The organism is Stenotrophomonas sp. 112478_Sma (assembly GCF_056479905.1).
Genome location: NZ_CM151072.1, coordinates 2,240,842 through 2,265,565, shown reverse-complemented (window position 1 = coordinate 2,265,565; position 24,724 = coordinate 2,240,842). Strand labels below are relative to the sequence as shown.

General features: G+C 61.1%; 24 protein-coding genes. 12 read left to right on the top strand and 12 right to left on the bottom strand.

What is annotated here, in order from left to right:
* Window positions 1-15: 15 nt before the first annotated feature.
* Entirely contained in the window at window positions 16-867 is an 852-nt protein-coding gene (locus tag ACZK08_RS10460) for an AraC family transcriptional regulator (RefSeq protein WP_065182352.1), read from the bottom strand.
* Between the two features lie 198 nt (window positions 868-1,065).
* On the opposite strand from ACZK08_RS10460, the gene ACZK08_RS10455 reads away from it, so the two are divergent.
* From ACZK08_RS10455 to ACZK08_RS10405, 11 genes are all read left to right on the top strand, one after another.
* Window positions 1,066-2,262 (top strand): GAF domain-containing sensor histidine kinase, encoded by a 1,197-nt coding sequence (locus ACZK08_RS10455; RefSeq protein WP_081284407.1) that lies wholly within the window; start codon window positions 1,066-1,068, stop codon window positions 2,260-2,262.
* A 305-nt stretch (window positions 2,263-2,567) separates the two neighbouring features.
* Window positions 2,568-2,897 carry a hypothetical protein gene (locus tag ACZK08_RS10450; RefSeq protein WP_227255272.1) on the top strand — a complete coding sequence of 110 codons (330 nt, stop codon included), beginning with the start codon at window positions 2,568-2,570 and terminating at the stop codon, window positions 2,895-2,897.
* 427 nt (window positions 2,898-3,324) lie between these two features.
* A complete protein-coding gene (locus ACZK08_RS10445; RefSeq protein WP_065182350.1) occupies window positions 3,325-3,540 on the top strand; it encodes a hypothetical protein in 216 nt (71 codons plus the stop codon).
* 590 nt (window positions 3,541-4,130) lie between these two features.
* Complete coding sequence (locus tag ACZK08_RS10440; protein ID WP_081284403.1) at window positions 4,131-4,430, top strand: hypothetical protein; 300 nt, start codon at window positions 4,131-4,133, stop codon at window positions 4,428-4,430.
* Window positions 4,431-6,007: 1,577 nt separating this feature from the next.
* Window positions 6,008-6,655 (top strand): aldehyde dehydrogenase iron-sulfur subunit PaoA, encoded by a 648-nt coding sequence (gene paoA / locus ACZK08_RS10435; protein ID WP_065182255.1) that lies wholly within the window; start codon window positions 6,008-6,010, stop codon window positions 6,653-6,655.
* Window positions 6,652-7,602, top strand: a complete 951-nt coding sequence (locus ACZK08_RS10430) for an FAD binding domain-containing protein (RefSeq protein WP_065182254.1) — start codon at window positions 6,652-6,654, stop codon at window positions 7,600-7,602. The genes paoA and ACZK08_RS10430 overlap by 4 nt, the downstream gene beginning before the upstream one ends.
* Complete coding sequence (gene paoC, locus ACZK08_RS10425) at window positions 7,602-9,824, top strand: aldehyde oxidoreductase molybdenum-binding subunit PaoC (RefSeq protein WP_065182253.1); 2,223 nt, start codon at window positions 7,602-7,604, stop codon at window positions 9,822-9,824. The genes ACZK08_RS10430 and paoC overlap by 1 nt, the downstream gene beginning before the upstream one ends.
* Before the next feature lie 8 nt (window positions 9,825-9,832).
* Complete coding sequence (locus ACZK08_RS10420; protein ID WP_065182252.1) at window positions 9,833-10,894, top strand: XdhC family protein; 1,062 nt, start codon at window positions 9,833-9,835, stop codon at window positions 10,892-10,894.
* The gene (locus ACZK08_RS10415; RefSeq protein ID WP_065182251.1) at window positions 10,870-11,493 is read left to right on the top strand and encodes a nucleotidyltransferase family protein; all 624 of its coding nucleotides are present in this window, start codon (window positions 10,870-10,872) and stop codon (window positions 11,491-11,493) included. Before ACZK08_RS10420 ends, ACZK08_RS10415 begins: the two co-directional genes overlap by 25 nt.
* A 207-nt stretch (window positions 11,494-11,700) precedes the next feature.
* The gene (locus tag ACZK08_RS10410; protein WP_262917601.1) at window positions 11,701-11,832 is read left to right on the top strand and encodes a hypothetical protein; all 132 of its coding nucleotides are present in this window, start codon (window positions 11,701-11,703) and stop codon (window positions 11,830-11,832) included.
* Between the two features lie 40 nt (window positions 11,833-11,872).
* Entirely contained in the window at window positions 11,873-12,604 is a 732-nt protein-coding gene (locus ACZK08_RS10405) for a hypothetical protein (RefSeq protein ID WP_065182250.1), read from the top strand.
* A gap of 164 nt (window positions 12,605-12,768) precedes the next feature.
* Here ACZK08_RS10405 and ACZK08_RS10400 read toward each other — a convergent pair whose 3' ends face one another.
* Window positions 12,769-13,032: a DUF3693 domain-containing protein gene (locus tag ACZK08_RS10400; protein WP_428992339.1), complete on the bottom strand. Its 264-nt coding sequence runs from the start codon at window positions 13,030-13,032 to the stop codon at window positions 12,769-12,771.
* Between the two features lie 207 nt (window positions 13,033-13,239).
* Window positions 13,240-13,983, bottom strand: coding sequence for a hypothetical protein (locus ACZK08_RS10395; RefSeq protein WP_053515771.1), 744 nt, complete (start codon window positions 13,981-13,983; stop codon window positions 13,240-13,242).
* A gap of 238 nt (window positions 13,984-14,221) precedes the next feature.
* Here ACZK08_RS10395 and ACZK08_RS10390 point away from each other — a divergent pair, with 238 nt between their 5' ends.
* Window positions 14,222-15,049 (top strand): hypothetical protein, encoded by an 828-nt coding sequence (locus ACZK08_RS10390; RefSeq protein WP_053515769.1) that lies wholly within the window; start codon window positions 14,222-14,224, stop codon window positions 15,047-15,049.
* Window positions 15,050-15,085: 36 nt separating this feature from the next.
* Here the strand turns inward: ACZK08_RS10390 and ACZK08_RS10385 are convergent, their stop codons facing one another.
* From ACZK08_RS10385 to ACZK08_RS10345, 9 genes are all read right to left on the bottom strand, one after another.
* Window positions 15,086-15,457: a DUF3653 domain-containing protein gene (locus tag ACZK08_RS10385; RefSeq protein WP_081284401.1), complete on the bottom strand. Its 372-nt coding sequence runs from the start codon at window positions 15,455-15,457 to the stop codon at window positions 15,086-15,088.
* Between the two features lie 421 nt (window positions 15,458-15,878).
* A complete protein-coding gene (locus tag ACZK08_RS10380; RefSeq protein ID WP_126412179.1) occupies window positions 15,879-16,424 on the bottom strand; it encodes a hypothetical protein in 546 nt (181 codons plus the stop codon).
* Between the two features lie 826 nt (window positions 16,425-17,250).
* Window positions 17,251-18,297 (bottom strand): ATP-binding protein, encoded by a 1,047-nt coding sequence (locus ACZK08_RS10375; RefSeq protein WP_157806056.1) that lies wholly within the window; start codon window positions 18,295-18,297, stop codon window positions 17,251-17,253.
* 22 nt (window positions 18,298-18,319) lie between these two features.
* Window positions 18,320-20,170, bottom strand: coding sequence for a hypothetical protein (locus ACZK08_RS10370; RefSeq protein WP_239515108.1), 1,851 nt, complete (start codon window positions 20,168-20,170; stop codon window positions 18,320-18,322).
* Window positions 20,163-20,879, bottom strand: a complete 717-nt coding sequence (locus ACZK08_RS10365; RefSeq protein ID WP_049401583.1) for a hypothetical protein — start codon at window positions 20,877-20,879, stop codon at window positions 20,163-20,165. The genes ACZK08_RS10370 and ACZK08_RS10365 overlap by 8 nt, the downstream gene beginning before the upstream one ends.
* 375 nt (window positions 20,880-21,254) lie before the next feature.
* Window positions 21,255-21,578: a hypothetical protein gene (locus tag ACZK08_RS10360; RefSeq protein WP_024956858.1), complete on the bottom strand. Its 324-nt coding sequence runs from the start codon at window positions 21,576-21,578 to the stop codon at window positions 21,255-21,257.
* Window positions 21,579-22,298: 720 nt separating this feature from the next.
* Window positions 22,299-22,538, bottom strand: coding sequence for a hypothetical protein (locus ACZK08_RS10355; protein ID WP_126412177.1), 240 nt, complete (start codon window positions 22,536-22,538; stop codon window positions 22,299-22,301).
* A 916-nt stretch (window positions 22,539-23,454) separates the two neighbouring features.
* Entirely contained in the window at window positions 23,455-23,979 is a 525-nt protein-coding gene (locus ACZK08_RS10350) for a Pycsar system effector family protein (RefSeq protein WP_474752781.1), read from the bottom strand.
* Window positions 23,924-24,706: an E2 domain-containing protein gene (locus ACZK08_RS10345; protein WP_369332838.1), complete on the bottom strand. Its 783-nt coding sequence runs from the start codon at window positions 24,704-24,706 to the stop codon at window positions 23,924-23,926. Before ACZK08_RS10345 ends, ACZK08_RS10350 begins: the two co-directional genes overlap by 56 nt.
* Window positions 24,707-24,724: the final 18 nt, after the last annotated feature.

Here is a 24,724-nt window from a genome sequence, read left to right as displayed (position 1 = left end):
AGTTGGCCAGTCCGTTCAGCCCAGCAGATGGCCGGGCAAGGTGATTGTGGGCGGCGCGATCTGCGGCGCCAGCATGGAACGTTCTGAAAGGTAGCGCCCAGGCGGCTTTCCCATCGCCTTGCGAAACATGGTTACAAAGCCGCTTGCACTGCCGTACCCCAGATCCAGTGCGATCGTTTGAACGCTTTCACCTTGGGCCAGACGTTGGAGCGCGAGGATGACGTGCAGCTGCCGGCGCCAACGACCAAAGCCCATACCGATCTCGTCCTGCAGGAGGCGGCTCATGCTGCGCTCGCTCATGCCGACGCGGCTTGCCCAAACGCCCTTCGGGGTCTTGTCGGTCGGGTCGACCAGCAGGCACTCGGCCAGGCGACGGAGTCTTGCATCGCGCGGCATCGGCAGATGCAGATCTTCAACCGGGGCCTCTGCCAGCTGGTCGAGCAATGTGGCAATGAGGCGCTCCTCCTTGCCTCCAGCTGCATACTGCCCAGGAAAATCAGCCGCCTTCAACAGCAGTTCGCGCAGCAATGGCGAAACCGCAACGGTACAGCAGAACGTTGGGAGGTCCGGTGCGGCCTCCGGCTCGACAAACAGGCAGTAGCATTCTGTGTGTCCCGCTCCCCTTGCCGAGTGGGGAAGGTCGCCCGGTATCCAGACTGCGCACTGCGGAGGAACGATCCAGACGCCATCTTCCACCTCACAGGTCAAGACGCCGCGAACCGAATAGATCAGCTGTGCCTTGCGGTGCTGGTGGCGCTCATTTTCCCAGTCCCGCGCCACCGAAGCGGCAGTAACGGCTACAACTGCCTGGTGAAGGCTGTCGACGCTCACGTGCGCTGCGAAATCAGTGGTGGATACTCTGGACATGATGAAGGGGTCGATAGGCGGACGGCGATCTGCCGCCCGATTAGGGATTGCGGCCATTCACTTGTCAATGAAGCAGGCGCATCCTCGCGGCTGCGCGCTCATCGCTCGATTGCCCGCTTTGGACGCCCCGTTCTGAACGGAGCCGGCTTGCGATGGCGGTTTCATGGGATGATGCATCACTGTGCCCGCCTGCCACATATGCATACGCTGACTGATCCCCACCTGCTCAATGACGTCGCTGAGATCGGTCGTATCGAGGCAGTGCCGCGCATCCTTGAAACCGTAGCCCATATCACGGGCTCGAGATTCACGGCGATTGCCAGGGTTACAGAGACGACCTGGACCGCCTGCGCCACCCTGGACACGCTCGGGTTCGGGCTTGTTCCAGGCGGGCAGCTGGTCCTGGAAACCACCATCTGTGACGAGATCAGGCAGTCATCAACCTCCGTGGTTTTCGCACGCGCCAGTAACCACCCGCTGTACTCCAAGCACCACACGCCTCGGATCTACGGGCTTGAGAGTTACGCGTCGGTTCCGATTCATCGGCCGGACGGCAGTTTCTTCGGCACTCTGTGCGCCATTGATTCTTCGCCGGGCAACTTCGATGAAGCCCATGTCCGACGGTCCATGGAGCTGCTTGCCGAGCTCGTCGGCAACTATCTGGACAAGGAGGACCGCCTACAGGAAGCGGAGACGGCGCTTTCGGACGCGCAGCGGGATTCCGACTTGCGCGATCAGTTCATCGCGGTACTGGGCCATGATCTTCGCAGCCCCCTCCAGGCAATCAGCGTAGCAGCAGATGCACTTGAGGATGAGGCGACGTCCGCGCGTCAGCAGCAGATGCTTGCGCACATCGCATCTGGCGTGACCCGGATGGATGGGCTCATAAACGATGTACTTGATTTTGCCAGGGGCCGATTGGGTGGAGGCATCCCGATCTCGCTCCGGGAAAGCGATACGCTGCAAGCTGACCTTGAACGAGTTGCAGCGGAAGTGGCGATCGCCACCGGTCGCGAGGACATCGATGTGCAGATGCGGATCGAGGGCAGCGTGGTCTGCGATCCCGGCAGGCTGTCGCAGATGCTGGCCAACCTGCTGACGAACGCAGTGCAGCATGGCGAGCGGTCGCTTCCTGTCACGCTGAGGGTGCACGCTGCATCCAATCGCCTCACGCTGGATGTGCACAACGCAGGCTGCATTGCGCCCGACAGGCTCAGCACCATTTTCAACCCGTTCTCGCGTGAGAAGGGCGAGCTTCCCAGGCCAGGTCTTGGTCTGGGCATCTACATCGCATCGGAGATTGCCAAGTCTCATGGCGGGATACTCGATGTGGTGTCAAGTGAAAGTGCCGGAACAGTGTTCACGTTCCGGATGCCAAGCGCGGATGTTGCCTGAGCGCCGGGGCTGGCCCTGCTTGATGCCGCGGCATGCACTATCCAGGAGGTAGGCCGCGGTGGACTTTCGCTCAAGCAAGCTGTGGTAGCTCACGTCGTAGCACTTCGTGCGCTGCGCGAGGGCGAAGGCAGACCGTCAGGCACCTGTTGGCCGGACAATAGCTCTGTCAACGGAAGCTCTCGCGCATCCAGCGTGGATCGTGCCTCCTTGCTGGGTTGGTCGGGAAGTCCCTTCTCGAACGCTTGATTGTAGATCTGTGTACCGTGGGCGATACTGAGATTGCCCCTGAGCGAGAGGACAGATCGTTGAGCGCCTCCATGCTTCCAAGAATCGTAGGTTTCGACGTGCCACGGCTACAGGAGCATGTCGACTCATCTACCGACGAGGCCATCATTGCATTGCTGGATCTTGCCCCCGGTGCTCGCTGGATTGAACTGTTCCTGATGAAGTGTGAGGCGCTGGCGTCTCAGCTTTCGCTTGCGCAAGTCCGGGTTGAAGGCTCGAAGATCTACTTCTACGGTTCGATCAGCGACTCTCGGGCGCTTGCAGATGCTGTCATGTCCATCGTCCACGTGCTGAATGATCAGTTGATGCGGGAAGGGAATGATGCAGCTGGGCAGGAGGGGCGTTGCTAAGGGCAGGAGAGTCGTGACCAGCATAGGGTCGCGATCTCCGCTGCGCCGGGGTGCCCGCGGAGACTGGATCGAGCCGCAAGCCTGACTTGGAGGGCGCCCAGCCATGCCTCGCGCATTCCGTGCGGATCTCTGATGTAGATGTCACACGCGAGCCGGATGACGGGGTCAACTTCATGGCGAAAGCTGACAGCAGGCAGGGCGCCAGAGTTGAATGCCAACCCCCAATGGGTGAGCTCACGCTCGATGTCAACGAAATCCTTGTTCCTCGTGCGTTCCATGGTTTGCTCCTGTTGGACATGCACTGTACACCCTTCAGGACAGCGGCCTGTTCATGGCGCTTGTTCATACTCGATCCAATCGGGCACGGCTGCGTAACGCGCTGAAGCCCACTGTGGGGTCGCAGCAGATGGCTGCATCGGAGCAAGACATGAACAACACTTCCCAGAACCAGAATGATGGCCGCAACTCGAGTGTCGAGAAGAAGCCCGGCCAGCAGGGCCACGCGGACGGCAAGGATCTCGGCGGTGAGGATCTGGCCGGACAGCAAGGGCAGCAACAGCAGCAGCCAAGCGAAACAGAGACTGGACAGCCAAGCTCTGGCCAGAACCCAAAGGCGGGTGTTGATCGCGACAGTCAGCGTTGATGCCCCAGAGGTGGCCGCGCCCAGCGCGGCTGCTTCGGCATCGACAGGAAGGCTGGAATGTCGTCTCACAATCAGGCTGTGACCTTGATGTCTCAGATCATGTACCAATCGCGCCCGGTCAGCACGACGACGATGGCTCAGTGCCGGGCTTGCCATGGCGAGAGTCCTGGTGGAATGGAGTGTGCGCGGTGTTTGACTGAAGAGTTGGGAAGAGTGATTGCCAATCGAGGCGCTGCTCTTTGCTGGCTTGAGTCGTTCCTGAAAGTTCAGCGAGACGAGGCACGCGTGTTCATCTGTGCAAAGAGAGTCGATGCGTCAGCCTTGGAGTAGTCGCATTCGGACCTGACATTGCGCAAGCGTATGCTCGATAAATCCAGGAGCAACGCTATGAACTTCCCGATATGCATCTACGACCGAACGGGTACGGGGCTCCGCCTTCCTGCCGGGTGGTGGATTGACCTTCAGTCCGATCTCCCCGCTCTGGTGAGAGGTGGTGAGCGCATAGATCTGCCACGCTCATCGAGAGATAACCGCCCTCGCCTGGATCCTGAAGTTCTCAGCGATCTGTCGAGGCGGATCCGGGGCTCGCAATGACTAGAGTAGATCGAGCCCAACCGCCAGGCGTGCGCTGGTTGTTCTTCCGTCTTCGGAACGGACAGTCGATCAGCCCCGCCAGGCTGATGTCTGTCTGGTGCGAAGCCAGTGAATCGACTGAGTGCGCAGTACGCCGCGAGATCATTGACGGTGCTGGCTACGTGTATGCCCTTTATGCGCCCAATGGGCTGCGCTCACCTCGTCGCGTGGAACTGCGCATGAGGGCGCTTCTGGAAGAGGCGGGATTCGCCTTTACGATGGGAAGTTTGGCCGGGAGACATCCAGCCGACGGCTGAAGCGCGCCGTTTCCGGGACTGGAGGATCAATCTCCCGGTGGGTTCGCCGCCGCTCTGAGATCATGGCGTAGGGCCAGCCCAGCCGGCCGAAAGACTTTGCGTACGCTGCACGCGGCGCGGTGCCGATGCCTCCGGGCCCAAACGTGGTCATGCGCAATGACGGAACATCCTGCGAAATCAGGCAGCAGCTGAATCCATGCCTCGGGTACCTGCCCGCGCGCGATCGGCAGCAACAGCCTTGCGCCCCCACACGCGATCACTTTCAGGCAGCCGCGACAGACCTCAGTGGAGCCTTCGCGGCGGCCGAGGCAATCCAGCCCTTCGGGCATGTCCATCACTCGCTTCTAGTCCTCGATATCGAATGGATCATCTGCTTGGAGCGCGCCAAGAGTTGTTGACGACGGCACTGCTCGAGCCAGTGGTGCCAGATCTCCATTTCGTCCATCAGACCTGTGGCCCCGCATGCAGGGCAAGTGAGGGTGGTTCCCTTCTGATCTGTTTCAAAGCCTGCGCCCCTGGTCATTGACGACCTCAGCCCACAGCTTCTACAGGTTGAACGCACCTGATCCAGTCGGATGATTGCGCCATTGAGCGCAAGCTGGGGCAGGATCGAATGGACCCTGAAGGCGTTGGGAGGGTGCATGGTCGTGCCATTTGGGGGGCTGGACACGGGAGCAAAGGATTGTGCACCGGAGAAGAGCCGCGAGGTTGCAGTGTCCGCTCTTTGATGTGAGATCCCCTTCACGTCAATCGTCTCCGGCTGGCGGTCGAGGTGGATAGCCAGGAAGGATGCCCGAACGGGGCACATCCCCTGGGGGCAAAGCCGTTGCCAGCCCACGGCAGCAATGTGGTGCTGGCCCCTGACGGTGCCACCCAGTTCTTGCTTCGCATCTGCGAAGTGCCGCTGCAGGTCAGTTTCCGCGCACGCGATAGAGCAGCTGTCTGCCGAAATGGGCCTGACGGTGGAGTTTCCGAGTGATCGTGTTCGTTGCAGAGATCTGGCGGAAAGCTGAGGCACTGATTCATCGAACCGTAGCTCTACCGCGGCGCCACGATCTCCATGGCCAAACTAGAGCCTTCCCGGTTCAAGCCGGCAGCTGAAGACATTTCCTCCACTGCAAAGACGAATGCTGAAACTTCCGCCCTACGCATGGCAGATGCGGTCCATTCCGCATCTCGACTATCCACAGCAGGTTGGCGCGTTAAGACTCGGATGCATCAGATCCGAGCGTCGAGGCGACTCCACGTTTTAATCCTTGTTTGAGCTCAACCCAGCTGCGGCGGGTGTTACGGGCATAAACGAATCTCCAATCGGGATTCAGTACCGCCTCGTGGCATCCGCTGATGGGGCAGATCAGTGGCGCAGATCAGTGTCTGTGGCGCACGCTTGCCAGAGACGGCATTGAAGATGACCGGCCAGTACGCTCGGCCGTTGATGCCGGCATGCCTCCGACCGGCTTCACAAATCTGTACCCCGCAGACGGGCATAGTGCCCTCTGAGTAGTGTGAGCGCGTCCATCCAGCCACGGGGTTTCCCCGAACGCCAGGAGGTCACTGTGCCAAGTTGGGATGAAGGAATGAAGTTGACGCGTCGCCAGGTGATCGCCGGCGGCGCCACGACCGTGGCGATGTCCGCCGCACCGGGGGCGTCATCGCTCGCCGCCGAGCTGGCGGCATCCCCGCCGCCCAGGCCGCCGGTCATCAGCACGGTGGCGTTGACCGTCAACGGCGCGCGCCGGGAGCTTGAGCTCGACACGCGAACCACGCTGCTCGATGCCCTACGCGAACATCTGGAGCTGACCGGGACCAAAAAGGGCTGCGACCACGGTCAATGCGGTGCCTGTACCGTGCTGGTCAACGGTGAGCGCATCAATGCCTGCCTCAGCCTGGCGGTGCAGCACCAGGGCGATGCCATCACCACCATCGAAGGCCTCGGAACCCCCGATGACCTGCATCCGATGCAGGCCGCCTTCATCAAGCATGACGGTTACCAGTGCGGGTATTGCACGCCGGGGCAGATCTGTTCGGCGGTAGCGGTACTGGACGAGATCAAGCGGGGTGTCCCCAGCCATGTGCAGGCGGACGTCAGCGCACTGCCCCAGGCCACCAGCATGGAAATGCGCGAACGCATGAGTGGCAACCTCTGCCGATGCGGCGCCTATTCCAACATTGCCGAGGCAATGCAAGAGGTCGCTGGCGTGACCTCTGCAGGGAGGCGCTCATGAGGGCCTTCAGTTACGAACGCGCGAAATCCCCGGCCGAGGCCGCCAAAGCCGTGGCCGGTACCGAGGGCGCGAAGTTCCTGGCCGGAGGGACCAACCTGCTCGACCTGATGAAGCTGGAGGTCGAGACGCCAACGCACCTGGTCGACGTGCAGGACATCGGCCTGGACAGGATCGAACCCACCGACGAGGGCGGCCTACGCATCGGCACGCTGGTCACCAATACCGCACTGGCCTCGCATGAGCGCGTGCGCCGCGACTACGCGGTGTTGACCCGCGCGATCGTGGCAGGCGCCTCCGGGCAGCTGCGCAACAAAGCCACCACCGGCGGAAATCTGCTGCAGCGCACGCGCTGCCCTTATTTCTACGACCCCCATCTGCCCTGCAACAAGCGCCTGCCCGGATCAGGCTGCGGCGCGCTCGAAGGGTTCTCCCGCCAGATGGGCGTGATCGGCACCTCGGACAGCTGCATCGCGACCTATCCGGGCGACATGGCGGTGGCCCTGCGGGTGCTGGACGCCTCGATCCAGACCGTCAGGGGTGACGGTAGTACGCGCAGCATCCCGATCGCCGATTTCCATCGTTCCCCCGACGACAGGCCGCAGCAGGACAACGTGCTGCAGCGCGGTGAGCTGATCACCCACGTCACGCTGCCGGAACCCCTGGGCGGTCGGCACGTGTACCACAAGGTACGTGACCGCGCGTCCTATGCGTTCGCACTGGTTTCGGTCGCCGCGGTCGTGCAGCAAGACGGCTCGGCGCGGTTCGCCTTCGGTGGAGTTGCGCCGAAGCCGTGGCGCATCGAGGCAGCCGAACCCCTGCTGCGCGACGGCGTAAAGGCCGCGGCCCGGCAGGTGTTCGCCGGCGCCCGTCCGACGCGGGAGAACGCGTTCAAGATCGCTCTTGCCGAGCGCACCCTCGCAGCCGTGCTGGTGGAAGGAGAGCACTGATGCCCCTTGAATTCAACGCCCCCGCCGGTGACAACCTGTTCGACAAGGCTAAGGTCGTCGGCAAGTCGACGCCGCGCATCGACGGCCCACGCAAGACCACCGGCACCGCCCCCTATGCGTATGAGCGCCATGACGTGGCACCGAACCAGGCCTACGGCTATATCGTCGGCGCGGGCATCGGCAAGGGGCGCATCATTTCTATGGATGCCTCCCGCGCACGCGCCGCCCCGGGCGTGCTGGCGGTCATCACCGCACCGGAGACCAAGCCGGTCGGCAAATCGAACTGGAACAATGCACCGCTGTTCGGCGGCCCCGACGTGGCCCACTACCACCAGGCCATCGCCTGCGTGGTGGCAGAGACCTTCGAGCAGGCCCGCGCCGCCGCGGCATTGATCCGCACCCGCTATGAGCGCGGCAAGGGCCGTTTTGATTTTCCCGCATTGGCGCCGTCCGCGCCGCTGGCAAAGGGGCGCGATGGCAAGCCCGACCGGCAGGCGCTGGGCGATTTCGACACCGCCTACGCTAGCGCCGCGGTCAAACTCGACGAGACCTACCACACCTCCGACGAAAGTCATTCGATGATGGAGCCGCACGCCACCATCGCCGCCTGGGAGGGCGACACACTCACGCTGTGGACGGCGAACCAGATGATCGACTGGGCCAGGCAGGGCATGGCGGCGATCCTCGGCATCGATCCTGCCAAGGTGCGCGTGGACTCGCCCTATATCGGCGGGGGCTTCGGCGGCAAGCTGTTCATCCGTGCCGACGCGGTGCTGGCCGCGTTGGCGGCCAAGCAGGTCGGGCGACCGGTGAAGATCGCGCTGCAACGGCCTTTGATGGCCAACAACACCACCCACCGGCACGCAACCATTCAACGCGTCCGGATCGGTTGCGCGAAAGACGGCAGGATCTCCGCCATCGCCCATGAGAACTGGTCGGGCAACATCAACGGCGAGGACGGCGAGAACGGCACCCTGCAGACGCCCAAGCTCTATGCGGGCGCCAACCGCCTGGTGGCCAACTACATCGCCACGCTCGACATGCCCGAAGGCAATGCAATGCGCGCGCCGGGCGAAGCGCCAGGCCACATGGCGCTGGAAGTGGCGATGGACGAAATGGCCGAGAAGCTGGGCCTCGACCCGATCGCGTTCCGCATCCTCAACGAACCGGAGGTCGTACCCGGCGACCCGTCCAAGAAGTTCTCCGACCGCAACCTGGTGCGCTGCCTGCGCGAAGGCGCCAAGCGCTTCAACTGGAACAAGCGCAATGCCAGGCCGGCGCAGGTAAGGGAAGGGCACTGGCTGGTCGGCATGGGCGTGTCCGCGGGCTATCGCGGCGCACCGACGATGAAGTCGGCGGCGCGGGTGCGGCTCGACGGCCAGGGCGGCGTGATCGTGGAAACCGACATGACCGACATCGGCACGGGCTCCTACACGATCATCGCGCAGACGGCAGCCGAGACCATGGGCGTGCCGCTGGACCGGGTCCAGGTGACCCTCGGCGACTCTCGTCATCCCGCCTCCGCCGGTTCCGGCGGCCAGTGGGGCGCGGCAAGCTCCACCGCAGGCGTGTACGCGGCGTGCGTCAGCCTGCGCCGCAAGGTGGGCGAGAAACTGGGCTTCGACGGCGACACCGCAAACTTCGCCAATGGCAGCATCCAGGCGGGTGGGCGGACCATCAAGCTGGCGGAGGCGGGGACACTGTCGGCGGAGGACGGCATTGCCTTCGGCGACTTCAAACAAGGCTACGACGTCGGCACCTACGCAGGGCATTTCTGCGAGGTCGCCGTGCATGCCTACACTGGAGAGACGCGCATTCGCCGCATGCTTGCCGTATGCGATGGCGGCCGGATCCTCAATCCGCTGTCCGCACGCAGCCAGGTCATCGGCGGGATGGTGATGGGCGCGGGTGCGACGCTCATGGAGGAACTGGTGGTCGACAAGCGGCTTGGCTTGTTCATCAACCACGACCTGGCCGGCTACGAGGTTCCCGTGCACGCCGATATTCCGTACCAGGAAGTGGTCTTCCTCGATACGCTGGACCCGGTGATCTCGCCGATGAAGGCCAAGGGCGTGGGTGAACTGGGCATCTGTGGGGTCGGCGCCGCGATCGCCAATGCGATCTACAACGCAACCGGTGTGCGCGTACGCAACTATCCCATCACCCTGGACAAGCTGTTGCCCGGCTTGCCCGGCTTGCCCGGCTTGCCCGACGTAGGCTGACGTTGCGCATGGACCGATCCGTAGCCTCACCCGCGCCGGAAGCTTCAGCGGCAGGTGGAGGGGAGCCCGGCGATCTTGCCGAGGACCTGTCCGCAGCGCCGGGCTTCCTCACCGAAGGAAGCCCGCGGAGCGTGCTCGAGACGGCCTTGACGCGCGCGCGCGCGGGGGAGCACGCCGTGCTGGCGCTGGTGCTGGAAACCGATGGCTCCACCTACGCCGGTGCCGGCGACATGGTGCTGTTCTGCAACGGCAGCCAGGTCGGCTGGCTGAGCGGCGGATGCCTGGAGCCCGAGCTCGCGCGACGCGCAGATCTGGTGAGCGCGGCAGGGCAGGTCGATTGGATCGAGATCGACACGCGCAGTGACGAGGACCTGCTGAGTGGGTCCGCGCTTGGGTGCCGTGGTCGGCTGCGGATTGCACTTCTGCCATTGCGTGCCATGGCCGGCATCGACGTTGTCATCGAGGCATGGCTGCGCGAGGGTGTGCCACTACAGCGCGAGCTTCGCGCATCGGGGCAGATCGTTTTCGGCGCGGGTCGTCGCGAGCGGACGTGGCAGCTGCATTCGATGGACGGTACGCAGCCCTTTGGTGAGGGTGCGTGGCGTTTGACGCTGCCCCGGCTTCCGCGGGCCCTGATCCTGGGGGGCGGTCCCGAAACGCCCTTCCTGGTTCCGTTGCTGCGTGGCCTGGGGTGGCAGATCAGCGTGGCCGAACGGCGAGCGCGCTGGACCTCAGCCGGGCAGGGCGCGGATGCGCATCTTCAGACCAGCCCGGCCGAGGCCCTTCATGGCGACCCGTGCGACGCAGTACTGGTGATGCACCACGATTTCGAACTTGACCGGGAGGCGCTGGTGGCCCTGGCTGATACCAAAGTCGCGTTCATTGGACTGCTGGGTCCGCAGCGAAGGCGCGAGGACCTGTTCAAACTGCTGACACCGGATCAGCGCCACCGCCTGTCCCCGAGACTTCGATCACCTGTTGGCCTGAAAATCGGCGGCCGAGGGCCAGAGGCGATTTCGCTCAGCATCGCCGCGCAGCTGCAGCAATGGCGAAGCGCGCACGGCAGGTGACCGACCCGCATGCGGTCGTCGTGCTTGCTGCCGGCGGGAGCACCCGGCTTGGACAGCCCAAGCAGCTTCTAACCCGGCAGGGCGAGACCCTGGTACATCGCGTGGTCCGGTTGGCGCTGGAGCTAGCGCCAGCGCAGGTGCTGGTCGTAGTAGGCGCGAAAGCACAGGCAGTGACATCCAGCATTGCCGGGCTGGATGCCACCCCGGTAACCAACCACCACTGGGAACGCGGCCTGGCGAGCAGTCTGCAGGTTGCCGGCGCACACCTGCTGCCGACGGTGAGCGCGGTGATGGTCGTGGCATGCGACCAGCCCGCAATCGAGCACGCCCATCTGCAGGCGCTGCTTTCGGGTGCCCGCGCCGCGGCATCAGCGTGCGCGGGCACGCGTCACGGGAGTGCGCTTGGCGTTCCCGCGGTAGTACCGCGCGCCTGGTTCAGCCCTGTGGGTGCAGCCGGTGACCGCGGCTTCGGAGCGCGCCTGCGGCAACATCCTGCCGATACCGTGCATGTCCTACAGGCACCGGAACTGGGCCTGGATATCGACACGCCAGAAGATCTCGCGCGTGCGCGCGATGCGGGCTGGGTCGATATTGAGTGAGTCGCACGCGGGTTCGGCCCCGTTTGAAATCGCGGCCGAGGCCGATGTGCCCAGTGCCAACGTTGCCTATTCCTTTGGCCCGCGCGCCTGGCTGGACGACCTGACCTGCTACAACAACCTCAGCATGACCCGTCTGGTGGGGCACAGCAGCGGGGGTGCGCGACTCCTGGTAGAACGTCACCGGCTGCAGCCTGCAGAAGGGGCGGGATGCTCACCCATGTCGACTGGATTGCCGGCCGCAATATGTGGTTTGCCGGCGGTGATGGCATCGGCATCAACAATGGCGGCCCGTCGCGCTGGCATTCACGGCTGAACCTCAATATCGGGTTCTATTTCTGAGATGCTACGGTCGGCATCGTAGCCGGTGGCAGGGGACGCAATGGATATGCAGGCAGCGGGCGAACTCGATTCGCCGGCAAAAACCGATTCGCAGGAACTGACCTTCCACTGGCTCTACCAGCGGGTCCAGGGGCTGGCTGAGCACAGCATCTATCCGAAGGCGGGCAGGGTGGAAACGTGGGCGTTTCGCATTGGCGTGGCCGCCGCAATCATTGGCATTCTCTGTGGCCAGCTGCCTGATCGGTGGCTACCTGTGAGTGTGGTGCTGCAAGTGGTTGTTGCGTGCCTGGCCATCGAGATCGGCGGCTTCATCGTTGGAGTTGCCCTGGCCGCCTGCAGAGGAATTCACCAGTTCAGCCAGCCACGGCTCTCGCACGCCAAGGAGATGGACGGCGACTTCGCGCACTGGCAAACGGTGGTTACCGAGCTTCGCCGCTTCCCCCGCATCGAGCGTGAGCGACGCCTTCGCTATGTCAGCACGCTGCGCACCAATATGATCGAGCGCATGGGCATGATGTATGGCGGCCTGCAGCGGCTCGGGCCGTTTCCACTGCTGATCGCGCTCTACCTGCAATTCCGCGAATGGAAATGGGGTGACTGGGCGAGCGCGTTCGACGTCAGCCTGCTCGGCGCATTGTTGATCTTCGCCATGGTGCTGCTGTACCTCCTGGGCTGGATGCTGATCAGCCTCCGCACCCGCCTGGATACTTACGTCGCCCTGCTCGAGGGCTCCACCCACGAGCCCGAGCCCCCGCAACCTGCGCCACAGTAGAGCCGAGCCAAGCTCGGCTACGGCATGCCACATCGCACCCATCAGGTATCTCACCAGCCAGCAGCTGCAGCTGCCCGGTCCATCAGAACAGGCTTCGGCACGCCCGCCAGAAGGCCGGTCAGGTCAATACGGTGGTGCGGGTCGAACACGATCATGCCGCGATCTCATACAAGGCTGGGCGGTCTCAGGGCGGAGGCAGGGGCCGAGCCAGAGGCCCAGCCATTGCCATGCGGAGCCAACAAAGGCCCAGATTCGGCGGGTACGAGATTTTGCATAATGTATACAGCTTGTGCCTTATCGAAGCCCGGCACCGCTGCTGCCGTCTTGTGGGGTAGGGCAAAGCCAACGGCCAAGCACAAGGCCATCGCCGTCGCCGCTAACCGCTTCCAGAAAGTGCGCTCTGGCGAAATAAGCGCCGCACACTTCATGATCTCAATCGCCTGCTTTTCAGGCTCCGGATGCCCTTGGATACGGAGCGCATCCGCTACCACCCACACCTGCGGAACACGCCTGCCCATGCGGTAGTGGCCGATTGCGCCATCCGTAATTCCCAGCAGCGGCGCCAGCTTTGACGCGCCATCGCCCCCCCAAGGCCGCTGGCGGGGATTCTTGGGGAAGCAACTTGGGGAAGGGGATCACGCATGACCGGGGCTCAGACGCAACATCTGCAACTCAGTTTCAACAGTCCTGAGATCCCCTTCAAGCTCCTGGATCCTGGCCTCCAATCGAGGACTCAGCGCTTCAGCCGCTCCGTGAGCCGCAAGGCATGCCGCGACCAGGGAGCCAAATTGCCGTCGGAAGAGTTCTATTTCCTCGGGCTTGTAAGTCGCCCCAACCTCCGGGAGGCTAATCAACTTCAATGCCATGTGGACGCCCAAAACCCGTCCTTCAATCGCGTCGAGCATCTTCTGAGAAGGCAGATTCACAAGAAGAACTTCCTCTCCGGACCACTTCAGTGTTCCGAGCATATGGCTAACAGCCTCAACTGCACCGAGCATACCCAAGAGATTCATGGGGCCTTCGTATCCGGTAGGCAACGCGTCATTCGCAACGAGCTTCAGATTGCCGGTACGCCAGACCTTCATCAGAACGACATTGAAGCGTCGAATCCGAGTCTCAATTGCATCTCGATCCGCTCGCGCTTGCTCTGTGAGCCTCTGAATATGCGCCTCACGCGCATATCGGTTCGCGCTGATTCCGATGAACCACGCGCCGATCGCTGCCGCCACACCACTAAGTGCAGCGACCCAGTCTGCGGCATTTCCCCTGGTACTGACCTTCCCTACGGCCCACCCGGCCGCAATGGCACCCACCCCGAATGCCAGCACTGTAATGGCGGTCAACGACGTAGTGGAAATCGAGTGGTTGCCGCTGGCCATTCTGTCCTCCTTCTCAGGAATGCGATCTTGGGGATTCTGGCATGACGGAGCCCCTGCTAGTGGAGGCACCATCGTGCGCGTAGGTGAGCGCCCCATGGACACGTTCCCGGAATCCAAACCCTACCCGCCAAGCCTCTGATTAATGTGAAGAATCACGCGCGACGCGACTGGTACAGAACCTTGCTTAAGGCTAATCTCCGCGCCTAGAGAGTAGGGTGGCCATAGGGAGGGGCGGGGAATGTTCGAGGACTTCATCAAGGGCGTCAGGGAGTACATCAGCGACAGGTTCATGAGCCCGCTTGGAGCTTCGCTGACCGTGTCTTGGTGCGCTTGGAACTACAAGGTTCTGTTGATCGTCTTTTCGGGCGAATCCGCCATTCGAAAGATTCATCTAATTCATCTTGTATATCAGGATTTTTGGTACTCAGCCTTTCATCTGGCGGCTGGTCCTGTGGCAACAGCGGCCTTCTACATCCTTGCCTTTCCGTATCCATCCAACTGGGTCTATAGCTATTCGCTAAGGCGGCGAAAGGAGGCTCTTAACCTCAAACGTGAGATCGACGACCAGACCGTGCTTACGCAAGAAGAGTCCAGGGCGTTGCGAAATCGCTTCACAGAGATGGAGGTTCAGCACACTACGGAATCGGTGCGCCTCACTAGCACTATCGATAGCTTGAAGGATCAGCTGAAACAGGTGATTGAAGAAAGAGATGCGCTTGCAGAAGATGTTGCGGCAAGGCGTGCTGCGAGCGCCGTCGAAACACCCTCGTCACGACCGCCCTCGAGACCGGTTGTTCTAAAGAAGAACGGAGAAGCCATCGAGCTTGACAAGTATCAGTGGCAAATTGTGAATGCAGTAGGCAGATCCGGCAGCAACACGTATGTCAGGGATTTGTCGGTCCAGTTGAAAATTGGAGACGCTGCGATCTGGCTTGTCGCCGGACAACTGGAAGAACTTGGGCTTGTTTCAAGGGGGACTGTCGACGACTACGACAGTGGTAGTGGCATTCGTGCGCTTTCGCTTACGGATCTGGGGCTTCGCCTGTTTATCGAGTCGCTGAAATAGGACGGGGTGTAGGGGCGGAGCCCCTACGGAAGCGCCTCACACGCGCTGGCAGGACCTCGGCCCACGGCTGAGATAGAGCACGTTGGAAGTTTCGGCGTCGGAACCGGGGCCGCACACGCCCAACCGCCGTTCCCGACGAATTCTGAGCGCCTCGGCACGGTTGATCACGCTGGATTTCGTCGTGGAGGGCGCATTTCGGTTTGGGACCGATGAAGTAGCTATCTCGGCTCGGGCCTCGGCCATCATTCGTCGCCATTCCCGCGCAATGTTGCAGGTCAGGGACCACCAGGCCATATCGCAGGGTTCCAGCTGGTGACCTTCAGGAGTGAACATGTGCCCACCTTGGAAGCCGAAACCAGCCCAAGGGCCGGTCAAGTCGATACGGTGGTGCGGGTCGAACTCAACCATGCCGCGATCTCATCCTTGGCCGGGGACTGAGGGCGCTGTCTGCCGCACCGAAAACGCCCGGCCTCTAACGCATTGATTGTAGAAGATATGGATGGGGTGAGCTTAGCCTCTTCCTGGCAGCTTCCGTCCACCAAAGATGCCCGATATTTCCGGAAGTCCACCAAAGATGCCCGATATTCCCGGAAGTTCACCAAAGACGCCCGGCATTTCCAGAAGTACATAAATAACGCCCAACAGTTCCGGAAGCCCATAAAACACGCCCACGACTGCCGGGGGTTCATTAGAATTGCCAATTAGCCCACGCGGCGGCAAAGCCTCCCCTTGTGTTGCGTACTCGCATGAAGGCTACTGCCGTTCGCAGTCCGGCACGAGACAGTGCCGTTGCCCCAATGATGGCAAAAATTGCTAAGAACTGCCTGCCTTAGGATTTCTGCTGGATTCTAGCTGTTTTTCGAGGTGTCACCCAGGCGACCCGGACTTCTCTCAAGGAACGGGCGGAACCCTGAAGCTCGATGACCGGATACCCACCTGAAGGCAGTACATCCTTCGGATTCAGCTTGAACACCCTTGCAAGCGTCAACGCCAAGCCTTCCTCATAAGCGGTTGCCAGAACCCACACAAGCGCGTCGACCAAGGCGGATCTTCCCTTAATGCTGTCCAATACCGAAGCGACGATTACGGAAGGGGACCTATCCGGCTTGTCGTTCGCGATACCAAAGGCCGCAGCGGCCAGCTCCAGCGCTGTGCCGCACGCTAACGTTACCATCGGGTCGACAACCGAGAGATTGAGCCAAGTCGCGCCGCTGGCAGAAACACCATAGGGAGCTAGGAACGACTCGTGCCGCTCTACCTCAGTGGGTCCTTGGGTGTCGTAGTGCGTTGAGCGGAAGCTCAGGACAGATAGGCCTTCAAGTCCGACCCTGGCGCATGCCGCTGCAGTGGCCCGCGTCAAAGCATCGTAGGCCATCAATGGGAGCGGAGCGCACATGAGGCCCGAGTTGCCGCCAATCATTGCCCAGCCCCAGAACGCCCCTGGCTCCGGATCGTCAGCGGATGGCTGGAAAGCCTCATACCTTACGTGAGCATTGCCATCGTCCTGGTGGACGGGCGGCATAGGAGTCGTTCTATCAATCAGGCGCGCCAGAGCTGAAGGCCAGCTTTGCGCATCACTGGGGAAGTGAATCACTCGGCCTGCCCGCTGGCGTGATGCCCAATGAAGGTAGTCATCCACCCACTGCGACACTTCACGAGCGGGAAATTGCCTGACGTCCAGTAGCGCTGTGTGGGCGTCGATTGGCTGAAATCCACAAGTACAAGTCCCGAGACCACCGGAGTGGTCAAAACTGGTGCCCAGCGTCCTTCCGCATGCCTCGCAGTGGCTGATGAGCTTCTCGCCATGCCAAGGGCACGCAGAGATGGAAGGAAGGAGAAATAGTGAACAATGGTAGCCGTGAAGTGCGCATGCGGGGCACCGCATATATGGAAGCTCACTACCCGCGAGAAGTCGAAGTGATTGAACTGGAAGCCACGCGGCCGGATTCCATAGATTCTTCGTTGTGACGTCACGGACTTCGATGGCTGACGCAAAAGTATCCTGCACCCGGCCCGGCAGAAGCAAAGGGCGGAGCATGGAGCGCCCAGTCTTACGCCTCACCCCCATGATCATGAGTTGCTCACTTGTTGGCATGCCCAGTGCAACGATCCGCTGCAGCACGCCGTAGCCCGATATGTATGGATAGAACTCATGCTCTGCGCCGACAATCCGAGGCGTAGAAGGATTTACGGCGCGAGAGCTATTCATTGCTTCCCCCTACCTGGTTTGCCGTATTCTGTATCTTCTCAATGATGGCGATTGCCTTGTCGGACATCTTCTCGCGCATGCGAATGAACTCGGTTCGCAGGTACCCGACATGCACAAGCGCAGCACGGACGTCAGATGGAGTGAAGCGTTCGAAACTCTGCTGAAACCAAGCGTTCGTTAGCAGATTCCGCACGGTCGATGTGAAGGAGCACATCGGCCAGCCACTATGTTCGGGAAGTCCCACCTCCCTCCGGAGGGCGGACACAGCATCGCAAATCATCTCCGTTTCAGATTCCAGCCGCCATCCGCGATCAAATGCGTCGGTGGCGAAGTATCTAGAAAATGGCATGTCCTCTGTCGGCCACCATGCTGCGCCGTCGTAGCGCGACAGGGCATGCCTGACCTCATCTCGCGCCGCAAGAGGAAGAAATGGGGCTGAGTCCAGAAACCACCGGCGAACAACATGTGACGGATGGTGCTGCCACATGTCGCCAAGCTCGATGCCCTGCTGGTCACTTTGGTACACAAAGACCAAAAAGAGAGTAAGCTTGTCCTTGCTCATCAAGTTATCAAGATCTTCTAAGCACTGAAACTCAAGATTGGTGAGCCGTTGAGCACTGTCGATGAACAATACGTACCTGCGTACGTCGGCGTGCCCACACGCGGCGCGCATGTGATTGTGTATTCGTGCCCTCAGCTCGTGAGGCCTGGCCGATGACCAGCGCGGCATTCCCAGTTGATGTGAAAGCGCGTGCCAGAAGCTCAGCGGGCTCCTGCATGCATCTGAGGTTGCGACGATTGCCCTGGCCACACCTGCGCGGCGTCCGTCCTCCACGAGCCAGCGCCAGTCGGTTTCGACTAGATAGTCTTGCGCCGTGGATTTGCCAACCCCGCTCTCTGAATAAAGAGAGCACCCATGATGACCCTGCTGAATGTTGTACAGAACGAAATCCGCCATGCGTTCGACAGGCTTCGTGTTGATACGGTAGCCAGACTCAATGAAAAGTGGATGGTCGGGGTCAAGGCGACGGACGGCCATGATGGCCTCCGCAAGGTCCGATCTAGTCATCAAGATTCACCTTGCCTCCCCGGGGGACTCTTACCGGGATGTGAGCTGGCTGGGACCGAATGTCGGGCAGACGGCCGAAGTGCAACTGCTGCAAGCGCGCAAGTTGGTCGACTGCGGGTTGGGACGTGTCTGCAGTAGATCGAAGATGCGCTATGAAGGCTTCAATTGCACACTCCACGCCAGCGATTGAGAAATCACTGCGCTGTTTGGACCAACGACAGATGATCCTTCGCGTCCTCTCGTCATGCGGCGCGCGCGACCAAGGCGCTCGCGCGGTAGCCACTCCGAATGGCACGGTGGCACTTTGAAGTAGCACGATTGAACGAAGATCGCGCCTATTCACGCGCGCAAGAATCCTGGTGCCAATCAGTCCCCATTTATCGTTAAGGGAAGGGGATCGGTAGTCCGCATACAAGTAGGTGACATGGGGCAACTCCCCATTATCCTTGTTGCCTTTTACGGGCAGGCTTACGATTGTCGAAGCCATATCTGCAGCATCCAGGCCACAGGTTTCCGGCGCAAACGCAAACGCTGACTCTTTGCGATTCGTGAGATACGCTAGCGGCGTCATCTGTCCGAGTGCGGAGTGAGGCGTCGCGTTGTAGTTGGCTATGATGACGTCCAGGAGCTCCTCGAGAAGGTGCATCTGGATGGGATGGGCATCCGGAGAGAAGTTGCTGATCCTGATCTTGTTTTCCCCCAGCCGTTTGGCGGGCTCAAAACCGCCGGGGATCTTACGCAGCGCACCACGTTCCAAGCGCGAGAAGAATTGCTCTACAATGGGTCGTGAGCGCGGTGTGTGCGACTTTCCGAAGATCATCACACCTCCCCGAGCCCTGCAGAATGCTGCTTCGAGTGCATGGGCCGAGTGCGCAAGGAAGTTGTCCAGTGCGACAGCGGTCGAGCGCGTGACTATCGGCGTTGCTGCCTGATAGACGGGCATTCCAGCGCCAGGTGCGTAGAAGAGGTCCGGGATCGTCAGGTCCCTGGGAGCCCAGGGTTCCATTGACTTGGACAAGCAGAGCGCTACATCAAGATTGTCATAGCTCTGGCCGACACAGAGAAGCCATCCCGTTACCGCCCTGGATTCAGTCTCTATTTCGATGAGAAGCCATAGCCGTGACACTTTGCGCGTAACACGCGCGCCATTGGGCATATCGATGGAGATCTTGCATTCAACATCGATTTGGTGCGCGTCAAACTCCGTTCTGGCGAACAGGCCCATCCGTACTGCTTGCTCCAAAGCGACAGGAGCGTTCGATGCCGATTGAGGTTCATAAAGGTCCACGTCGGCTACTGCCGACTGCCGCCGCTTGAGCAAAGCAAGCAGCGAGCGCTTCCCCTTGCCAGGATCGTTCAGGGGGAATTTGTCCTCCAGGTTGTGCTGCTTCAGCTCCGCAAGGACTCGTTGGTGCAATTTTACGAACGCGCTTGGAGGGCGGCCCGGCGGCAGATGGGTTGCAAAGCCATCGATCAAGGCTTTAACACTTGGCACAGCTTCGGAGACTTTGTGCCACGCAAATCTTCCTGGAACCAGCGGCAATTCCGCGGGTTCGAAGGAAAGCTCAGTCGAGTAACTGCCCCATGGAATGCATACGCGAAATCCGTGCGGCATGCCATCGTGGGCTATCGTGGGCGCTTTCATTGCCATGCGCTTCAGGCGTTTGTGGCAGATTCCATATCTCCGGGATATAGCGGTGATGGTGGAACGGCCCAGAAGCAAGGCGGTGAGTGCTTCCTTGGCCACGCGGAACTTGGAGAGATGATCTGGTGCAATATCAACCGGATGTGGGGAGTACCACTCGTCGAGTGTCGCCTGATCATAGATTTCGTACCTAGCCATGACGCACCTCCACGAGGGCATCCGGATCCCCTGGGCGATAGTCCACGAGTTGTACGCGGCCGGTGTAGACGAGGCTTGCCACTGCGCAAGCCACTGCGAACCGGGCCTGGCCCGTCTGCAGTTGTAATGCGCTCATGGTGAGGCGCTCAACGTTCTGGAGCATGTCCTCAATCCTCACTTCCAACTGCCTGGCCCCCGCGATCTTTGCATTGGCCCAGACAAGCGGAAGTAGTTCGTAGGCAACAGCGACCTCGCTGGCGCGAGATGCCAGAGAGTTTTCGTGGACAAGTCGCAATACGAGCCCTTGATTCAAGGCCATGTGGATGAGCTCGTCATCTGCGGGAAGCTTGACTAAGCCAACGCTCAGTGAAGCCACCCGTTTTGTAGGGATTACAAACTGGTAGTGCTGGGTGCCATCCCTCCGCCCGACCCAGAAGCTCAACTCAAGGTCGCGCTTCTCGCCTACCGTGATTCGACGCGGCCTCTCAACATACATCTCCACCTGGGGGTCAAATTCGAGCATCAGCGCCTGGCAAAAGTTGACCAGGTCGGCCACCGTTACGGTCCGCCCATTCTTCGGGGACTGAAATACAAAGATTTCGCGGCGGTCGCGCTTGCCGCGTGCTAGCTCGAGAGGGGAATGGGGCAGATGCCCCTCACGGCGGTCTTCGTCCGTCGGTTTGGCGGTCGCGCTTTTTCCTGCGGTCATCATCCTGCTCCTCAGCCGTCGGCTTGCGAACGTCTGCCCGGTCTCGAGATTGGAACAAGGTGCCCATTCAGGTTCGCCTCCGCCATATGAGATGGGGAGGAAATGGGCGCACCCCTCCGCGCGAACGGGAAGTCGCTTGACTTTGTCAAGGAAAAGGGTGAGCCTCAGGGTACAGGCTGAGTTTCACCACCATCTGCTCCAACAGATGTCACTTGCCCCCGCGCCAACGGGGGCAAGTCATTTCCAGGGTTCGGAGATGTTAGTTTCCGGCTCTTGGTACTCTCCTCGGCGCTCGGCGAGCGCATCTTCGGGGACGTCTTGAGTCTGTTCTTGAAACGCTACAAGCCCGGCCCCTTGAGTTTGGGTTGTGGGGCGTCATTCCTGGTTGGGCTTCAGAGCAGCCGCTTCATCTTGCGGGGTGCCAGATACTGCCGGCGGACTGATTGCGGCCCTCAGCCCAACCATCCAGTCGGCGATGTCCATCGCAAAGGCAAATTTGCCGCGGCGGCCGGGCACTTTGAATATCTTCACGGGCAAGGTTCCGCGTGCCTCTGCTTGGCGGAGCGCGTGGCTGGAGCGATAGCCAAGAGCTCGCGGCAAGTTTTCATAGCCGATGAGAGGCCCGAAATGAAAGGTCAATTCTCTTTCGATCTCACGGCGTTCCGGGGCCAGGATTGATTCGTTGGTCCGCTCCGTCATGGCGTGGTCACACCCCGTCGCTTGTGTCCTCCTGATTCTGCCCCTCTAATACGGATGGTGGAAGGAGTAACAAACTCGCGTTTCGTTACCCATCAAAGGTGAATGGGGAGGGGCACGGCCATGGCGCTCAAAGAGATACCCTTTTACGGCGAGGCGCGACTTGCCCGCATGCGTGCAAGCACGAGCATACTTCCCGCCAACCGAGCCGTGCCGTACTGCCTGCGATCACTCAGTGTCGGATTGTGGTTTGAATGCTTGCGAAGCCGAATGGGCCTATCCAGCGCATACGCGCTCGGACAGTCGATATCCCCGGAGCGTCCCGGCTGCCACTCCAATGTGTGGGTGAAATATGCCCATGCGGAACACGTCCCGTCCCAGGCGACGCAGGCAGCAGCCGAGGCGCGCTATCCCGGCTCCCGCATGGTTCTATGTTCACCGGTCTGGGCCGCTCTGAATGTCCACGAGGCACTTGGCGGTTGTGGAGAATCAATACTCATGTCGCTCAGTGCACCTGTGCAACTGGAAGTGTTCAGCGGAGCGAGCTTGCGAGCCGGCATGTTTGTCCGCCGAGACCGTCGGTTACGAGAGATCACCGAGGGCTTGTGCGGGCTGGGCACTCTGGATAGCCTGGCGGCACTAGTGGTGATGTTGAGGGTCGCCCATGAGCAGGGCAGACGGCATGACTGCTTTGCCTTGGGGCGTGCACTGCACGATTGCCTGCTACTGGTGGGGCAGGATAGTCCCATCCAGCTTATTGCCGAAGAGCTGTTCTGGTACTTCAGCCATTTCGTGCTTCCTTTCACAGGGTGCCGGGGTGTTCGGATTGCATCGTCGCGACGCCGCTTGCTCCTGCAGCATGAGGTTCTCTCCCGCCTCGTACTTGAGCTTGAAGACAGCGGGTTCGACTATCTCCCAGGCATGCGTCACCCGCTCTTGCGGGTAGTCCGCAATCAGCAGCATGCTCCGTCTTCGCGCTTCTTCTCGCCCGGCGTCGGACCCTGCAGCGCAACATCGCGGCAGATGGCGCGGTAGCGCTATCAATACAGAGTCTTGTTGAGACGAGGAGGCATCCAGGATGGTGAGCGCAGAGACTAAAGGCTCGACCGATTACGAAATGAGCCGCTTGTGGTGGGCGGCACGGCTGTCGCAGTCGAGTAGAGGCTCAAGATGATTGCCTATCTTGGTTGGGGGTCGCTGGTATGGCAACCCGACGGTCTACCGGTTCGTGGACAGTGGCTGGCAGACGGGCCAACGGTTTGCGTAGAGTTTTTAAGGCAATCCGGCAATGGACGGCTTACGTTGGTCATGCATGCGGCCGCGTCTGCTGTCACCTCCTTCTGGGTTGAGGCTGGTACCGACGACGAGGGCGACGCCAAGCGAGCCTTGCGTGAGCGGGAAGCCATTCCCTCAAAGAACATGGAGCGACACTTGGGGGTCTGGACACATGGCTGTCCAGCACCGGCGAGTATTCCTGGGCTCGCTGACTGGGCCGCTGCTCGCGGGATTACCACTGTGCTATGGACGGCGCTGCCACCGAAGTTCAACGGGGAAAATCAACGCGTCCCATCAGTGGAAGAAGCAGTTGCCTACCTCGCAAGCCTCTCAGGGCAAACTGCGACGCTCGCAGAAGAGTACGTCCGGCGAGCCCCGCCCCAGATTGACACCGTCTATCGTCGTGAGTTTGCTGCACGTCTAGGCTGGCATCCCCTTCCGAAAGGGAGCTAACTGCGACGTGCGTGTGATAGCCGATGGCCAAACTCCGGCAATGGCCAGCACCGTTTCTCACCTTGGGCCGACTTGGGCCGGAAGGCCCGGCCCTGTCAGCGCTGCCCGGGGCTCCGGCTCAACAACTGGATGAGCAGAAGCCACTTGTGTGTCACTTTGCCGGCGGAGGCAGCACAACGATGAGTGCCATCCATGGGGCGATTGCCAGAACAGTGGCAATGTACGCGTACTTCAAACAGCTGAATTTTGACGAGAGAATCTTGGAATTGCGCCAACATTGACCCAGGAGGTCTTCCTCGAACTCCATCAGCGTACGCTCCGCGCACTTCTGCAAGAACTCGTGCTCGGCCATGCTCGACACCCGTTCAAAGAAGATGAGCGAATTTGACCCGCCTCGCAGTTCCGGAAAATATCCGTACCACAGGTGCCAGAAGCTAACAGTAAGCGGTGTAAGGAACAAAACGCCCACAACCGAGATCAGGGCCGTTAGTTCATCAAGTTTCGGCAGCCGCGTCGCGATCATGGCAAGCATGCCCAGGTTGATACCCAGGCCGACCGAGAGTTTTGTGTCTACACGGGAGAAGAAGCCCAAGACCAAATTCAGCTGCTGCCAAGCGGCACTAACGCGGTCGCTTTGATTTGGCGGGTGGCCGCCAGAATTTTGAGGTTCTTGCACGGGGTGAGTTCTCTGTCTTGAGGGATACGGTTTGTGTTCGTTTGATGGCAGATCGAAGACCGCAGATGTCCAGCGTTCCGCAGCAGCGCGCTCCTGCAGCCGCACAATCCTCAAGGAAAGCTGTGTCGGCCAGCGCACATCGGTGCTGTTCCAAGATGAAAGTGACCAGGGCCGCAGCGTGGTCGCCACATGCAGTGATCGCACCGTCAGGATCGCGGCCACATGGGCAGACTGGGGGTCTCCCGACCAAGGTTTCAGTGCGCGTCGACACCCGAGCAAGGAGTAGTTTGCCGTGCCAGAGCTCGAGCCTCCGCTTCTGAGGGCGCGAATCCTTGCGGACCATGAACTGCCCCGCGAGCACATCTGCCTTGAATGCCGGACCCAGTCGTTCGGCTGCCTGCTCAGCATTGGCCTGATGCTGCGCAGCACGACCGTGCGCGCGGCCGTTCTCCGCTCCAGGAAAGACCCGGCGGGCGTTCGCGCCGATCTGGTAGGTCAGGTACTGGTAGACCGTGGCCCACCAATGCCTCGCTGCTGCTTCGTCTTGGATCCGGCTCGGATTGTCTTCTCCCCAGCCGAGGCAGAAGCTACGGTCACCGTTGATATGCCGATCGGGACAGAACCCCGGCAGCATGCCGGGGTCGGCGATCTCGCGCACTGAGACGTGCTCGCCTGCAACGGAGACGAGCAATCTAAATGCGTACTCGGCTCCGCCGGCCCGAACCACTGTGATCCCAACCAGCCC

Coding starts and splice junctions, on each gene's coding strand:
- ACZK08_RS10405 (WP_065182250.1), top strand. CDS start 11,873: ATGGATATGCAGGCAGCGGGCGAACTCGATTCGCCGGCAAAAACCGAT.
- ACZK08_RS10420 (WP_065182252.1), top strand. CDS start 9,833: ATGGACCGATCCGTAGCCTCACCCGCGCCGGAAGCTTCAGCGGCAGGT.
- ACZK08_RS10380 (WP_126412179.1), bottom strand. CDS start 16,424: ATGGCCTACGATGCTTTGACGCGGGCCACTGCAGCGGCATGCGCCAGG.
- ACZK08_RS10460 (WP_065182352.1), bottom strand. CDS start 867: ATGTCCAGAGTATCCACCACTGATTTCGCAGCGCACGTGAGCGTCGAC.
- ACZK08_RS10395 (WP_053515771.1), bottom strand. CDS start 13,983: ATGGCCAGCGGCAACCACTCGATTTCCACTACGTCGTTGACCGCCATT.
- ACZK08_RS10440 (WP_081284403.1), top strand. CDS start 4,131: ATGACTAGAGTAGATCGAGCCCAACCGCCAGGCGTGCGCTGGTTGTTC.
- ACZK08_RS10385 (WP_081284401.1), bottom strand. CDS start 15,457: ATGGTTGAGTTCGACCCGCACCACCGTATCGACTTGACCGGCCCTTGG.
- ACZK08_RS10455 (WP_081284407.1), top strand. CDS start 1,066: ATGCATACGCTGACTGATCCCCACCTGCTCAATGACGTCGCTGAGATC.
- ACZK08_RS10400 (WP_428992339.1), bottom strand. CDS start 13,032: ATGAAGTGTGCGGCGCTTATTTCGCCAGAGCGCACTTTCTGGAAGCGG.
- ACZK08_RS10430 (WP_065182254.1), top strand. CDS start 6,652: ATGAGGGCCTTCAGTTACGAACGCGCGAAATCCCCGGCCGAGGCCGCC.
- ACZK08_RS10370 (WP_239515108.1), bottom strand. CDS start 20,170: ATGGCTAGGTACGAAATCTATGATCAGGCGACACTCGACGAGTGGTAC.
- paoC (WP_065182253.1), top strand. CDS start 7,602: ATGCCCCTTGAATTCAACGCCCCCGCCGGTGACAACCTGTTCGACAAG.
- ACZK08_RS10415 (WP_065182251.1), top strand. CDS start 10,870: ATGGCGAAGCGCGCACGGCAGGTGACCGACCCGCATGCGGTCGTCGTG.
- ACZK08_RS10390 (WP_053515769.1), top strand. CDS start 14,222: ATGTTCGAGGACTTCATCAAGGGCGTCAGGGAGTACATCAGCGACAGG.
- ACZK08_RS10445 (WP_065182350.1), top strand. CDS start 3,325: ATGAACAACACTTCCCAGAACCAGAATGATGGCCGCAACTCGAGTGTC.
- ACZK08_RS10410 (WP_262917601.1), top strand. CDS start 11,701: ATGCTCACCCATGTCGACTGGATTGCCGGCCGCAATATGTGGTTTGCC.
- ACZK08_RS10375 (WP_157806056.1), bottom strand. CDS start 18,297: ATGGCCGTCCGTCGCCTTGACCCCGACCATCCACTTTTCATTGAGTCT.
- paoA (WP_065182255.1), top strand. CDS start 6,008: ATGAAGTTGACGCGTCGCCAGGTGATCGCCGGCGGCGCCACGACCGTG.
- ACZK08_RS10365 (WP_049401583.1), bottom strand. CDS start 20,879: ATGACCGCAGGAAAAAGCGCGACCGCCAAACCGACGGACGAAGACCGC.
- ACZK08_RS10360 (WP_024956858.1), bottom strand. CDS start 21,578: ATGACGGAGCGGACCAACGAATCAATCCTGGCCCCGGAACGCCGTGAG.
- ACZK08_RS10355 (WP_126412177.1), bottom strand. CDS start 22,538: ATGCTGCTGATTGCGGACTACCCGCAAGAGCGGGTGACGCATGCCTGG.